The 13,226-nt window shown below is 66.2% G+C and carries 15 protein-coding genes and 1 pseudogene; 7 read left to right on the top strand and 9 right to left on the bottom strand.

Going from position 1 to position 13,226, the window contains the following annotated elements:
* Positions 1-48: 48 nt before the first annotated feature.
* On the bottom strand, positions 49-1,116 hold the full coding sequence (gene adhP, locus ACJH7A_RS18605) for an alcohol dehydrogenase AdhP (protein ID WP_064860860.1): 1,068 nt from the start codon (positions 1,114-1,116) through the stop codon (positions 49-51).
* Between the two features lie 345 nt (positions 1,117-1,461).
* Between adhP and ACJH7A_RS18600 the strand changes: the two genes are divergently transcribed.
* The 3 genes from ACJH7A_RS18600 (at position 1,462) to ACJH7A_RS18590 (ending at position 4,770) form a co-directional block, all read left to right on the top strand.
* Positions 1,462-2,856, top strand: a complete 1,395-nt coding sequence (locus tag ACJH7A_RS18600) for a TIGR00366 family protein (RefSeq protein WP_406802531.1) — start codon at positions 1,462-1,464, stop codon at positions 2,854-2,856.
* 122 nt (positions 2,857-2,978) lie between these two features.
* A complete protein-coding gene (locus ACJH7A_RS18595) occupies positions 2,979-4,262 on the top strand; it encodes a PucR family transcriptional regulator (RefSeq protein WP_406802511.1) in 1,284 nt (427 codons plus the stop codon).
* A gap of 55 nt (positions 4,263-4,317) precedes the next feature.
* The gene (locus ACJH7A_RS18590; protein WP_406802510.1) at positions 4,318-4,770 is read left to right on the top strand and encodes a hypothetical protein; all 453 of its coding nucleotides are present in this window, start codon (positions 4,318-4,320) and stop codon (positions 4,768-4,770) included.
* 4 nt (positions 4,771-4,774) lie between these two features.
* Here the strand turns inward: ACJH7A_RS18590 and ACJH7A_RS18585 are convergent, their stop codons facing one another.
* From ACJH7A_RS18585 to ACJH7A_RS18565, 5 genes are all read right to left on the bottom strand, one after another.
* A complete protein-coding gene (locus ACJH7A_RS18585) occupies positions 4,775-5,773 on the bottom strand; it encodes an alpha/beta hydrolase (protein ID WP_406802509.1) in 999 nt (332 codons plus the stop codon).
* A 219-nt stretch (positions 5,774-5,992) separates the two neighbouring features.
* The gene (locus tag ACJH7A_RS18580; protein ID WP_406802530.1) at positions 5,993-7,432 is read right to left on the bottom strand and encodes a DUF2252 domain-containing protein; all 1,440 of its coding nucleotides are present in this window, start codon (positions 7,430-7,432) and stop codon (positions 5,993-5,995) included.
* 130 nt (positions 7,433-7,562) lie between these two features.
* Positions 7,563-7,934, bottom strand: coding sequence for a hypothetical protein (locus tag ACJH7A_RS18575; RefSeq protein ID WP_406802535.1), 372 nt, complete (start codon positions 7,932-7,934; stop codon positions 7,563-7,565).
* Positions 7,935-8,181: 247 nt separating this feature from the next.
* Positions 8,182-8,904 carry a hypothetical protein gene (locus ACJH7A_RS18570; protein WP_406802508.1) on the bottom strand — a complete coding sequence of 241 codons (723 nt, stop codon included), beginning with the start codon at positions 8,902-8,904 and terminating at the stop codon, positions 8,182-8,184.
* Between the two features lie 86 nt (positions 8,905-8,990).
* Entirely contained in the window at positions 8,991-9,227 is a 237-nt protein-coding gene (locus ACJH7A_RS18565) for a hypothetical protein (RefSeq protein WP_406802507.1), read from the bottom strand.
* On the opposite strand from ACJH7A_RS18565, the gene ACJH7A_RS18560 reads away from it, so the two are divergent.
* Positions 9,215-10,420: a cytochrome P450 gene (locus ACJH7A_RS18560; RefSeq protein WP_029372483.1), complete on the top strand. Its 1,206-nt coding sequence runs from the start codon at positions 9,215-9,217 to the stop codon at positions 10,418-10,420. The genes ACJH7A_RS18565 and ACJH7A_RS18560 overlap by 13 nt on opposite strands.
* The gene (locus tag ACJH7A_RS18555) at positions 10,417-10,608 is read left to right on the top strand and encodes a ferredoxin (RefSeq protein ID WP_024447868.1); all 192 of its coding nucleotides are present in this window, start codon (positions 10,417-10,419) and stop codon (positions 10,606-10,608) included. The genes ACJH7A_RS18560 and ACJH7A_RS18555 overlap by 4 nt, the downstream gene beginning before the upstream one ends.
* Before the next feature lie 80 nt (positions 10,609-10,688).
* Here ACJH7A_RS18555 and ACJH7A_RS18550 read toward each other — a convergent pair.
* Positions 10,689-10,946: pseudogene (locus ACJH7A_RS18550) on the bottom strand (hypothetical protein); the annotation flags it as partial.
* 62 nt (positions 10,947-11,008) lie between these two features.
* Here ACJH7A_RS18550 and ACJH7A_RS18545 point away from each other — a divergent pair.
* Together ACJH7A_RS18545 and ACJH7A_RS18540 are read left to right on the top strand one after the other, a co-directional pair.
* Entirely contained in the window at positions 11,009-11,272 is a 264-nt protein-coding gene (locus ACJH7A_RS18545; RefSeq protein WP_406802506.1) for a hypothetical protein, read from the top strand.
* Positions 11,273-11,301: 29 nt separating this feature from the next.
* Positions 11,302-11,574, top strand: coding sequence for a hypothetical protein (locus tag ACJH7A_RS18540; protein WP_024447880.1), 273 nt, complete (start codon positions 11,302-11,304; stop codon positions 11,572-11,574).
* A 149-nt stretch (positions 11,575-11,723) separates the two neighbouring features.
* On the opposite strand, the gene ACJH7A_RS18535 is transcribed toward ACJH7A_RS18540, so the two are convergent.
* Both ACJH7A_RS18535 and ACJH7A_RS18530 read right to left on the bottom strand, forming a co-directional pair.
* Entirely contained in the window at positions 11,724-12,272 is a 549-nt protein-coding gene (locus ACJH7A_RS18535; RefSeq protein WP_081660076.1) for a hypothetical protein, read from the bottom strand.
* 11 nt (positions 12,273-12,283) lie between these two features.
* Positions 12,284-12,811, bottom strand: coding sequence for a hypothetical protein (locus ACJH7A_RS18530; RefSeq protein WP_024447882.1), 528 nt, complete (start codon positions 12,809-12,811; stop codon positions 12,284-12,286).
* Positions 12,812-13,226 lie beyond the last annotated feature (415 nt).

Genomic DNA, 13,226 nt, shown 5'->3' with positions numbered 1-13,226 from the left:
CGATAAATCGTCGGCCTAGATCAGCTGGGCGGTTTCCGCTATGTGCCGCTAGGCATTCCGGTAGTCGATGACGATGCGGCCGTCGATCTGTCCGTGTTCCATCCGCTCGAAGACATCGTTGATGTCATCGAGGCGCGCGCTGGTGACGGTTGGCTTGATCAGGCCGCGTGCGTAGAAGTCCAGCGCCTCGGCCATGTCTTGCCGCGTTCCGACGATCGACCCCCGGATGGTGAGTCCCTTGAGCACGATGTCGAAGATCGGTGCCGGGAAGTCGCCCGGCGGAAGTCCGTTGAACACGATGGTGCCACCGCGACGGGCGAGGCCAATTGCCTGACCGAACGCCTGCGGGTGCACGGCGGTGACCAGGACACCGTGCACTCCGCCGGTGGCCTGCTGCACCGACTCGACGACGTCGGCGGTACGGGCATTGATGGCGACCTCGGCGCCGAGGCGGGTGGCGAGTGCGAGTTTGGCGTCGTCGACATCGATGGCCACGACACGCAGACCCATCGCGCGGGCGTATTGCACTGCGATATGTCCCAGTCCGCCGATGCCCGAGATCGCCACCCACTGGCCGGGCCGGGTGTCGGTGACCTTGAGACCCTTGTAGACGGTGACGCCGGCGCACAGGATCGGCGCGATCTCCAGCGGGTCCGCGCCGGCCGGGATCCTCGCAGCGTAGTCCGCATTGACCAGCATGTAGGTACCGAAGCTGCCGTTGACGGAATATCCACCGTTGCGCTGACTTTCGCACAGGGTCTCCCAGCCCGTCCGGCAGTATTCGCACCGGCCACACGCCGACCACAGCCAGGCGTTACCGACCTTGTCGCCGACGGCCAGGTCGACCACGCCCTCGCCGAGCGCTACGACCGTGCCGTAGCCCTCATGCCCCGGCACGAACGGCGGCTGCGGCTTGACCGGCCAATCACCATGCGCGGCATGCAGATCCGTGTGACAGACGCCGGACGTCTCGAGCTTGACCAGGGCTTCGCCGTAACCCGGTGTCGGCAGTTGCATGTCGTGCACCTGCAGCGGCATGCCGAAGTCGGTGACGACGGCGGCCCGCATGGTGTCGGTGTGTCCCGCCACGGTTTCAGTGGCCAGTGTCTGTGTCATTGATTCGCTCCATTCGTGAGATTTGGTCCAGGAAAATGTCTTTGAGGTTCGCGGTGGCGTAAAGCTGATAGCACACAACGCTATTGCCGGCGACGTGGCCGGCGCATGCCCCGATCGGTCCGAGTACCGGACCCGCCCGGGTGGTTCCGGTACTACCCATTCGGACAGGGCCGTCGGGCGATGACCGCCCGGACCGAGGGAACCGTTGCGCAAAGGCGCCACCCTGGCGTCACTCACCCGCCATGATGAGTGCCGTAACCAGACATTGCGAAGGTGGATCACGTGGCAACGAGCGAACATCCGAAGGGCACCAGCGCGGACACCAAGCCCGAACGCCGCGGCGTCATGCAGTCCCTCACGGCCCTGTGTGTCCGCTACGTCGAACGCCTGATGCCCGACCCGTACCTGTTCGCCGTCATCCTGACTGTTCTGGTCGCCGGGATGGTCGCCCTCCTGGTGCACGGCGCCACCCCCAGCGGCATGCTCAAGGCCTGGTACAGCGGCGTGTGGGGTTCGCAGAACATCTTCACGTTCGCCTTCCAGATGGTGCTGATCCTCGTGACCGGTTACACGCTCGCCGAGGCGCCCGTTCTGAAGCGGGCCATCGTCCACATCGCCGGCAAGCCGAACAACCAGGTGCAGGGCGCGCTGCTGTGTTTCACCGTCAGCGCCGTGCTGTCCCTGCTGAACTGGGGACTGGGACTGGTCTCCGGTGCACTGGTCGCCCGGCAGGTCGCAAAACGCTTCGCCGACGCGCATTTCGGGTACCTGATCGCGGCCGCGTTCATGGGGTTCATCGTCTGGACGCAAGGACTGTCGTCATCGATCGCCCTGGCCAACACCGACAGCAGCAGTCCCATCAACGTGATCCACAAGCTCACCGGCATGACTGTTCCGTTGAGCCAGACCATCTTCCAGCCGTACAGCTGGCTGTCGGCGATTGCCGTGCTGGCACTGCTCGCACTCGCGGTCTGGCGCATGGCCCCGGCGCAGAGTCTGACACCGGACCCCGCGGTGTTCGAGGACGAAGACCTGTCGGACCCTGCAGCCGAAGCCGGATTGCCGGCTTCGCCGGCGGACAGCAAGAAGACCTTCGCCGAGTGGCTTGAGAACCTCTGGATCCTCAACGTCCTCGTATTCGCTGCCGGCATGGCCTATTTCGCGCTCAGCGGATTCGCCCTGAACATCTCGTCGATGATCATGCTGTTCACGATCACCAGCGCGCTGCTGCACCGCACGCCGATCCGCTTCATCCGGGCGTTCACCGGCGCCGCCAAGGTGTCCGGCCCGCTGCTCCTGCAGTACCCGCTGTACGGCGGCCTGGTGGGTCTGCTCGGCTATCAGGCGACGAAGGCCGACAAGCCGCTGCAGACGTTGCTTGCCGAGGCCGTCGTCAACGGCGCGACGGAGCACACGCTGCCGTTCCTGACCTTCGTCGGGTCGTTGATCATCAGCCTGTTCGTCCCGTCGGGCGGCGGGCACTGGGCGGTGCAGGGTCCCATCGCGGTCGACTCGGCGCTGGCCATCGGCCAGCGGTCGCCGGAGTATCTGGGGCTGATCTCCATGGCGGTCGCCGTCGGCGAGGGCGTCGCCAACATGATTCAGCCGTTCTGGCTGCTGCCCCTGCTGGCCATCGCGAAACTGAACGTCCGCCAGGTCATGGGCTTCACCGTCGTCGCATTCTTGATCGGTGTGGTGGTGTTGGGCGCCACCACACTCATCGCGCCGTACGTGCTCTGAGGGCCAACACGCCGCGCGGGCGGTGAGAAGAATGGGCCGCGCTTTTAGTGCCGGAAACAAAACTTCGACCGATTGGTCCCGGCATCTTCCGCCACCGCGTTGTGATGGATCACAATCGGCACGTGCCGTCCCCGTCCGAGCTGCCGCCGATCCCGGCGGACGCACCGTTGCGGAAGGTGATCGAGGACCGGATCGACGAGATCGCCACGACGCTTCTCCATGAGGCCGTCGAATCCATCGAATGGCCCACACCCATGCCGATCGAACATTTCGACGGCGAGGTCACGCCGTACATCATCGGCGGGTTTCTGTACGGGCTCGACCTGATCACCGAAGGACGCCGGGTGACCCGTGCCGAGGCGGCGACGTTCGTCCTGCCGGTCGCGGAGCGACATGCCGAGGACGGTATCCCGTTGCCGTTCCTGTTCACCGCGCTGCATGCCGGCATCCGGAAACTGTGGGAGATTGTGCTCGAGTCGGCCTCCGAGGGCGACTCGGAAACGATCGCCGCACTGGGCATGTACCTCGCCGACCTCACCGGGACCATCAGCGTGCTGATGACCGAGGTCTACCAGGACTCCGATTTCGTCCTCCGAGCCACCACGCGCCGGCAGCTGAGCGCCCTGTGCGCCCACCTCGTCGACGGCGAGCCCGGCAGCGACATCATCGCCAAGCAAATCGGTGTCAAGCTCAGCGACCGCTATGACGTGTTGGCGATCCGGGTGGACGGCGACGAACCGCGCACCACCCATGAGACGTTGGCCGCGCGCCGACGGTTACGGCTCGCCAACCAAGTGTTCTACGGGCGCGGCGCCGGCGAAATCCTCAACACGTTCGATGGACACACGGGCGTGATCTTGCTGCCCGCACAGGTCGTGGAACCACGGGACGACACCGTCATGGCCGCACACCTGGGCGCCCTGATCGACGCGCTCAGCGAGCGACTCGAGGTCGCGATCTATGCCGCATACCATCCCGGCGCCACGCTGGCGGCCATTCCGGCCGCGGCTGCGGAGTCCGCCGAAATCACCTGCCTGGCAAGACAACTGAACAGAGAGCCGGGTATCTACCAACTGTCCGATGTCCTTTTCGAGTACCAGTCGACGCGTCCCGGGCCCGCCCGTGACCTGCTCGCGCGGCACATCGCGCCGCTGCGCGACCACCCGGGGTTACTCCAGGCGCTCCGATCGCATCTGCAGCACGGCGCCGACCGGAAGGCCGCGGCGGCAGAGCTTTTCATCCATCCGAACACCCTGACCTACCGCCTACGGCGCATTCAGGAGATCACCGGCTATGACCCCACCGACCCCTACCAGTCCCGATTGCTGGCCGCGGCCATGACCGTCCACACCATCGACCAGGCAGGTGCGCCAGTCGACGACATAGATCCGGGCAATCCCGGCTAGCTCGAGCAGCCTCGGTCATCGAACGCGAGTTTTTCGTATCCCTACGGCACGAGATGTGAATCCAGTGGTGAACTATCAAGAGTTGCTGTCCGACGAAATTCGCAGCGCCGCACGGCAGTTGCGGCATGCGGCCACGCAGAGCACCTGCCCGATCGAGCGCATCCTGTCGTACACCGCGACGATGATCGACTACGTCTACCCGGTAGAGCGGTGCGGACGAGCCTCAGCGCTGGCGGCCGTCTGGCTCGAGCGTTCCGGACGCCACGCCGACCAGAACGATGCGCTCGTCGACGAATTGATCGAGCCGTTGCGTGACGCGATCCGCGTCGGGTGCCGGAGCGGGGAGATGTCGTCACAGTGTCCTGACGACGATGCGCAGTCGATCTTTCATCTGGTCACGGGCATGATCATCACCCAGGCGGCCCTCGGCAGGCGCGCCTCTCCGGAGTACCTCAAGGAGACGACGAGAACCGCGGTTGCGCACGCCCTCAAATTCGCCGCGCCATGAGCACCTAAGCGGACTGCTCCTGCGCCCCGTTCCGGGCGAACGCCGACTCGATGAACTGCGTCACCTCGCGAAGCGCACGGGCCGCTTCCGGGACGATCGAGGCCGCGGCCTGGAAGACGTGGACCTGGTCCCGCCACACCTGCAGTTGGTGCGGCACACCGGCCTTCGTCAGCGCAACGGCCAACTCCTCGGCGTCGGGGTTGAGAAGTTCGGTCGAGCTCACCTGGATCAACGACGGCGGCAGCCCACTCAGATCCGCATCGAGCAGGCGATGTTCGTCGGCTGGCGGGCTGTGCCGCATGACGAATTGATGGAACGCGCGGGCGAAGGCCTTCGAGAACAGCACATCGGTCGATCCTGACGGCGCATCGATCTTGGCCTGCACGTCGAAGTCGGCCAGCGGTGCCATCGAGACGATCGCGCCGGGCATCGGCAGTCCACGCCGGGCCGCGAAGATCGCCGTGATGAACACCAGGTAGGCACCGGCCGAGTCGCCGATGAATGCGATGTTCTCCGGCGCGACACCGCGCCCGAGGGCGAATCGGTAAGCATCGATGCAGTCCTCGATACCGTCGGCGATGGTGTGCTGGGGCAGCTTGCGGTAGTCCACCGCCACGACCTCGCTCTGCAGCGACGCGGCAATCCGCGAAATCATCTGGCGGTGCAGGTGACGGCCACCGACGAGAAAGGCGCCGCCGTGCAGGTACACCACGTAGCGGTCCCCGCGTATCGCCGCCGGCCGGGTTGTCTCGGCGGAACAGCGCGCAAGGCTCACGGGCTTTCTGCTGGTACCCGCGACCGACCGCAGCACTCGACCCACGTGATCGACTGCCCGGTACGGCCAGGGCAGGCCGGGCGCCATCGCCCAGACCGTCAACACCGGTTTGACCGAGGCCTTCAACGCCAGCGCGAGGAGGCGCGACTGGATGCTGCCGCCCTCGAACTCGACGCGACGGGAGTCACCCCGGTCCAGCGGAATCAGAATCTCGGGTGCGGCAACCACGTTGTAGCCCTCCTGTATCAACGAGCCCCGTGCGGTGGCTGCGGCAGCGCCGATGCTGCCCCGTTGTCCGAACCAGTATCGACGCCCGGGTGGCCACCGTCTCTACACCGAGGGCAGAAGTATCAGACCCGGCGTTTGTGACGAGTCACAAACGCCGAGGTAGCTGCGGTCCGCACCACTATCCTTGCGCCCCAGGTGTTCTCGCTGCGGCTCGGCAGCTCATTCGTATTCGACCGGCAGTGCCCCACGTTCGACGGCACTGAGCAGCCCCGCGTGGTCGGCCTCGGTTTGATCGGCGTAACGCCGGGCGAATCCGGCCAGCGCTTCGCTCACGCGGCCGGAATGGCCGAGATAACCGGCGATCATCGAGGCCCCACTGGTTCTGGCATGCCCCTTCGCCAGCAGTTGACCGACCACGCTGGCGTAGCCCGTCAGCATCTTGGCATCCAACTCGTCAAGAGGTATGCGGCCCTTCATGTTTCGCAGCTGTCGCACATAGAACTGGCGGCCGTCCACCGTGGTCCAGCCCAGCAGCGGGTCACTGACCGTCTGCAGACACTGCTGGTATTCGACGACGCGTTGCCCCTGGTGGGCATGTAACGGCGACTCACCATGGACGTAGCGCGCCAGGACGGATCGCCGGGCCTGCTTGAGCTGCAAGAAGATGACGTCCTTGGGCGACGAGCCCTCCAGCAGCGCCACGTAGGCGCGCAACCCGACACTGCCGACCCCGACGACCTTCTGCGCCACGTCCAAGAGCGTGTAGCCACCGACCAGTCGGCGCCAGTACAGCGGCAGGGTCTCGAGATAGTCGTCCATCGCTTTGGTCAGCAGCTTCTCTTCCAGCGCCGGTAGCGGGGTGATCAAGGGCGGTTCATCGACGATCTTTCGCACCCCATCGACCTCATGGGTGAAGCGCGGCAGCGCGCGATCACCGGTACGGCGTCGTGCCCGCTTCGCCGAGCGGGTGACGAGCCGCTCCAGCGGCCCGTCGGCTTCGGTGGTCAGGCGATCGACGCTGAGCCTGTTGAAGGCCCTGACGAGCAGCGGCAGATCAGCGAGCCGCCTGACCTCCTTCTGGTAGGCCGTGACGCACGCTTGCACGGCGTCGCCACAGGCGCTTTCCGAGGCGTCGTTCTCCCGTCCGGCCACCCAGATGCTCGCCACCAACCTCCGCAGGTCCCATTCCCAGCCGCCCGGGTGCGCTTCGTCGAAGTCATTAAGGTCGATGACCAGGTCCCGTTCGGGTGAGGCGTAGAACCCGAAGTTGCCCAGATGCGCGTCGCCGCAGACCACCGGCATGATTCCGGTCGTCGGCAGTCGCGAGACGTCACAGGCCATGACGACCGCGGCGCCGCGCAGGAAGCCATACGGCGACGCCGCCATCCGCCCGACCCTGATCGGGATGAGCCGCTCGATCCGCCCCTCATGACTGGCCTTGATCAGATCGACCGGGTCGGGTCGCCCCGCACCATCCGGCCACCTCGACAATGTCCGCCGCGGCACCTTCTTACGCAACGCCTTCCCCAACGCGTACCGCTCGTCGCGCGTGGCCGGCGTTCGCAGCAACGACCGGTACGTCTCGGTCTCGGTGCCGGTCACGACGGTGTGCCGGTCGGGAATCGTCGTGTCGGCAAGTGGCGGCGGGTCGTTCACCATCGGCGTATACCCGTTGATGCGCAGGTCAAGCATGGCAGGGACTTGCGGAGCCGCCAATTGGGCCTAGTGTCGTCTTGTGCCTCATTTGCGCGCTGCGCGGGCCGGAGAACGGGCCCTGGAACTGGCCCGATTACGCACCCGGCTCCTTGCCGGCCGGCCGGTCACCGCCGAGGATCTCGAGCTGGCCGGGCGGCGGGCGCAGCAGTCTCGGCAGTGGGCGCTGGAAGCTTGCCTGCGGGCAGCTGAACGTCACGAAGCGGCGGCGAGTGCGCATGACCGGGCCGCCCGTGTGCACGAGAACCTTCGTTCCGAAGGTCACGATGCGGCGGCCCATCAGGTGGCCGCCGAGGACCACCGATGCGCGGCGCGCCTGGATCGGGACGCCGCGCTGCAGGATCGCCGCCGGGCTGCCGAACTCGCCGTCGTCGAATTGCCTGCAACGTAGGTGCCGCCGCTCGTGAACACGCCGATCGCGCTGGGAATCATCAACGCGCAGCCCCACGGGACGGCGACCCAGAACGGCCAGAAGTAACCGGCGCCGGTGGCGAGCCAGATGGCGAGGCACAGCAGGTTCACCGCGACCCACGGCATCCACATGATGACGACCCATGCCGGAATCGACTGCTTCCGTTGTTGTTTCGGTTCCCCCCGCGCATCGGATCGCGGTAGGTCCGAAACGATGTCGGCGAGGTCGCCGCGGGTTTCGGCCCGGTAGAGCCGCTGCAGACGGGTGTCGTACTCCGTCAGGGTCAGCCGGCCCTCGGCAACGGCGCGGCTGAGTCGGTGAGAAACCGTTTCGCGGTCGGCATCGCCGACCCGGATGTGCGTGTCGAGCGCGCCGGGCGCGGCACTGCGGTGCGACGGCTCGGGAAACGGGAGGTTCTCATGGTGGTCCACGGTGCAACTCCATTCGCCATAACGGTGTTATGGACATTCATAACACCGTTATGGACTGATGGCAAGGACCTTCCGCGGTGCTTCATCGTGCCGACGCCGACGAGGAAGCAGTCGGACAGGTCGACGCCGGCGGCGTAGTACATGTCGACGCAGCGGCGATAATCGTCAGGCGTCCAGCCCTGCAGAACCGGGACGTAGGGCACATCCCAGTCGGGGCCGGGCCAGAGGTCCTGCAATTCTTGGAAGTTGTCGATGGTGCGGCGCTGGTGTTCACGCACGCTCAGTCCGGTGCGGGCGATCTGTTCGGGCTCGCACATCCAGTCGCCGGGCGAGGCCCATTGGAGGTTGCCGATCTCCTGGTCGTAGCGCCAGACCGCGGCGTTGTAGTCGCGGGCGGTGGTGCGCCATTGCCCGTACATCGATAGTTCGGTGAATCCGCCGGAGTCCAGCGCCCATCCGGTGAGCGCACGCGGGAAGCTCTTGCGGGGTGCCAGGCGGCGGTGGGAGATGAACAGCGGGACGTTGGCTTGGCCGAGCCAGCGCACCTCGCTGGTTCCGAGATAGAAGTACTTCATGGCGGCGGTCCTTCGTTTCTGCGGTGGCTGGGCTGTGGGGTCGGCGCCCGGTGGGGGGTGGGGGGAGCACCCCACCGGGTGGCTTCTCAGGCGGTGGGTTGGAGCGTTTCGCCGGTGACGGTTTCGACGACCAGACCCACCAGGTCACGGGCGGCTGGCGGCGTGACGGCGTTCCCTGCCAGCCGCACCTGCTCGCGCCTGGTGCCGACCATCCGGTAGCCGGTCGGGAAGTCCATCGCGGCGGTGATCTCGCGGGGCTCCAGCATCCGGAAGTAGACATCGTTGATGTCGCGCGCGTACCGTCGACACCATGACCCAGGCACCTGCCTCACCTCCGCTGCACATGCAGCGTGTCGACTTCGACCCCATCCCCACCCTCGGCGAGATCCGCGAGAACGAGGGGGTGCGCACCGTCATCAACGCCTTCGGCATGCCGGTGTACCTGGTGACCCGCCACGACGACATCAAGACGGTGCTCTCCGATCCGGAACGGTTCTCCAACGAGCGCCCGCCAGGGTTCTTCGTCCCCGGGGCACCCGAGATGTCCGAGGAAGAGCAACGCGCAGCCCAGTCCGGCAACCTGCTGGGCCTGGACCCACCCAGGCACACCCGGTTACGCCGCATGCTCACCGGCGAATTCACCGGCCGCCGGATGAAGCGCCTGGAGCCGCGGATCACCGACATCGTGACCCAGCATCTGGACGCCATGGAAAAAGCCGGTCCACCGAGTGATCTCGTGACCGATTTCGCTTTACCCATCCCGTCACTGGTGATCTGCGAGTTGCTGGGCGTGCCGTATGACGACCGCGACGATTTCCAGCACCGCACCAGCCGCCAGCTCGACCTGTCGATCCCGATCGAGGAACGCTTCGAACTCCAGCGCGCCGGGCGTGCTTACATGCACGCACTGGTGGGCGGCGCACGGCGTTCCCCCGGCGACGACATGCTCGGAATGCTGGTGCGCGAGCACGGGTCCGAGCTCACCGATGACGAGCTGGTGGGCATCTGCAACCTGCTACTGGTGGCCGGCCATGAGACAACCTCCAACATGCTCAGCCTCGGCACCTTGGCGTTGCTGCAGCACCCGGATCAGCTGGCCCTGGTGCGTGATGACCCCGATGCGGTGAGTCCGGCGGTGGAGGAGCTGCTGCGCTGGCTGTCGATCGTGCACTCCGGCATCCCCCGCATCACCACCAGCGAGGTGGAGATCGCCGGGGTGCAGATTCCCGCGCACCAGCTGGTGGTCGTCTCGCTACCGTCGGGCAACCGCGATCCGAGTTTCATCGACAATCCGGAGGTGTTCGACGTCCGCCGCGGCGCCATGGGGCATCTGGCGTTCGGCCACGGCGTCCATCACTGCCTGGGCGCACCGCTGGCCCGGATGGAGATGAAGATCGCGTTTCCGGCTCTGTTGCAACGCTTTCCGACCCTGCGCCTCGACGAACCTTTCGACGACGTGGCGTTCCGCTCTTTCCACTTCATCTATGGGCTGCAGTCGCTGCAGGTGGCCTGGTGAGGGTACAGGCCGACCGCGACGTCTGCATCGGCGCCGGGGTCTGTGTGATGAACAGCGAGGCGGTCTTCGACCAGGACGACGACGGCATCGTGGTGCTGCTGGTCGATGACGTGCCCTCGGCCGAGCAGGACAACGCACGGAAAGCCGTGCAGCTCTGCCCCTCCGGAGCGCTGAGCGTCGTCGAGTGAACGAGCGTTGACACTGCACCCACCGCGAAGAAGTGTGAGTAGAGATCGCGCTGGTCGCAGTGTGAACGAGGTCCGCCGGGTCAATCGCCGTCGCGGTGCAGGTCGATCAGCCCGGCCTTGCTCAGCGCGAGCACGCTGACGATCAGCACCCAGACCGGGAACGCGAGCGTCAGCCAGACCGACACGTCACTGGCCACCAACAGCGTCAGCGCCACCACATAGGTGAAGATCACCAGCCCCCGCGACACCAGGCCGGTCTTGAGCCAGATGGTGGCCAGCGACATCATGAACACCGCTGCCATTCGCAGGGCGTAGGTCTTCGACAGCGCGATCAGCAGTCAGCAGCCCACTGCCCAGGAAGACCGAGGCATGCCGCCGCCAGGCCAGCGCCGAGATCGACGTGATCCTGTCCACCATCCAGCGCCACGACCCCGACATCCCACTCCACGCGTACGGCTTGAAGCTTTCGGGCCTCAAGCGCTACGGCCACAGAGTCCTCAGCGCCGACTCAATGGCGTGGAGTTGGGCAGCGCGAATGAGCGAGCCGCTTCCCGGGCACACGCACGCCGCGTGCAACAACTGCCTGCCCTACGCCCTGGCCTGGCGCGAACGCGTCCTGGACATCACGCCCTCCGGACAGATGAGCCTGTTCGACGCCGCCTGAACCACCACCGAATCGGAAGGAACCCTCCCATGACCATCCCGCCTGCGACCGCCGCCAACGCGGCCGATGAACCCGCACGGCACACCCGAGAGAACGACACGAGCAGTGTCAAGCTGGCAGCATTCGTCGCCAAAGGCGACGTACTCGCCGACGGGCGGGTCGTCCGGCGCCGCTGGAGTATGCCAGTCCCGGATGCCACGTACTCGACAGATTTGAGCTTCACCGACGGCACTCACCAGTGGTATGACCACGGCGCGACTGTCACGGTGGTGGACCACATCAACGAGTGGCGCATCCGATAATTGCCGATCCACCACCGTCGCCTCCGCGCCGCGAACCGCTGTCACTCGCACAACTCCGATGACCCCCTGCCGGTGACTCTCACCATGCAAACGCCGACGGGTGCAGAGTCTGACCCTGCACCCGTCGAATGCTTGAAACCCGTTCCCGGTCACCACAACCGTGGCTGACCTCCGAGCATGGCCGCCTCCACTGCGGCCGAGTCCCACCCTGACCGCACCGCCTCCCGCAGCGCCAGCGCACGCTCGCGTCGGGCCCGCAGACCCGCGCCCCGCGCGATCACGCGCGGCCGGCCACCGCCGCGGCCCCGCGCCGCCATCTGTTCCATGTTCTCCTGCTGGGTGCCCGCGGTCACGTGCGCACGCACCCCGGCCGCGATCTCCTCGGCGCCCACCACTCGCACACACAGGGTGACGTCGCATTCGTGCAGTGCCCGCACATCCCCCTGTAGCGGTTGCCCCGCCCGTGCGACCGCCAGCGCATAGCGCGGCGGCCGCACCATCATCACGTGCCGCCAGCCGCCACGCCGCAATGCGAAGCGCCCGTACCCATCTGATCCGATGGCGCCCGTCCATAGCCAGCAGTCCTGTCGCCCCGGACCACGCACCACGTGTGCGAAGAACCGTGCGATCTCACTGCCATGACGTATCGGGTCGACCACCAAGTCGCGGCCCTGTCGCCGCCGACTGGGGGTACTCACGCGACTGCCCGTCAGGCGCTCAGCGCCTCGGTCGCCGGATCATCCACCGCCGCGACCCCCTCACTCATCTGCGCCGCTTCGCTGAGCGACGCCGGGGTATCGGCGCCCCCATTGGGGACCGTCGCCGAATTCTCGGCGTGCGCGTCCTGCGGTGTCTGTTCGCCGGCGTCGTGCTGCTCAGTGTCGGCCAGGCGCAACAGTTCTCGCACCTGCGTCTGCGTCTGACCACTCTGTGCGGCGATGCTGGCGATTGTTTCGCCGTTGGTGCGCATCACCTGTGCTGCCGCGCCGGCCGTCCGCCGAATCGTCGTCGCCTTCTCCTGCGCGCTCTGCCGGATCCGCTCCAGCCGTTCGTTCAACTCACTTTCGATCCGGGCGATCTGTTCCTCGGCCCTGGTCCGCGCCGCCGCCTCATCTTTAGCTGCGGACTGCTCGGCGTGCTCCAGCTTGTCCAGCTCGTCGAGGAACTCCTTGAGCGATTGCACGATCGCGCGCTCCCGCGCCTCCCTCTCAGCATTCGCGCGACGCCGCGCCTCCAAAGCCCGTTGCAGATTCCCTGATTTCGTCGTTGCTTTGCGGGGTGGTGCGCGACGGATTGGGCAGGTACGAGGACAAGTTCTTTTGATCCGACGAAGGGATCGGCAACGACGACCCTGAAGACGAGCCGGTCGGCCGAAGAGCACGCCGATTGCCACTCCCCTTCGCAATCAATGTGCGGCACAATCGGATCGAAAACTGGCCGGCAGTGAGACGGCTCCGACGCGGCACCGGTCCCGCAAAATCGGCGCATATACGTACCCCCGTCCTGACGCGCCGAAACATGTTATTTGCCACACCGACGAACAGGCTGTGTCCTACTAGGTTTGGTGCAGCGGGCTGAACCGTCCCGGGTTTCATGCACCCTCAGGTTTCTGTGATCCGGCCGGTCTACCGGTCACGAGTTGGGAATAGTAG

The sequence above is a fragment of the Mycobacterium sp. SMC-17 genome (assembly GCF_045310915.1).
In the GTDB taxonomy this organism is placed as follows: domain Bacteria; phylum Actinomycetota; class Actinomycetes; order Mycobacteriales; family Mycobacteriaceae; genus Mycobacterium.
Note: the sequence above shows the minus strand (reverse complement) of the source record. Positions and strands in the feature narration are given on the sequence as shown.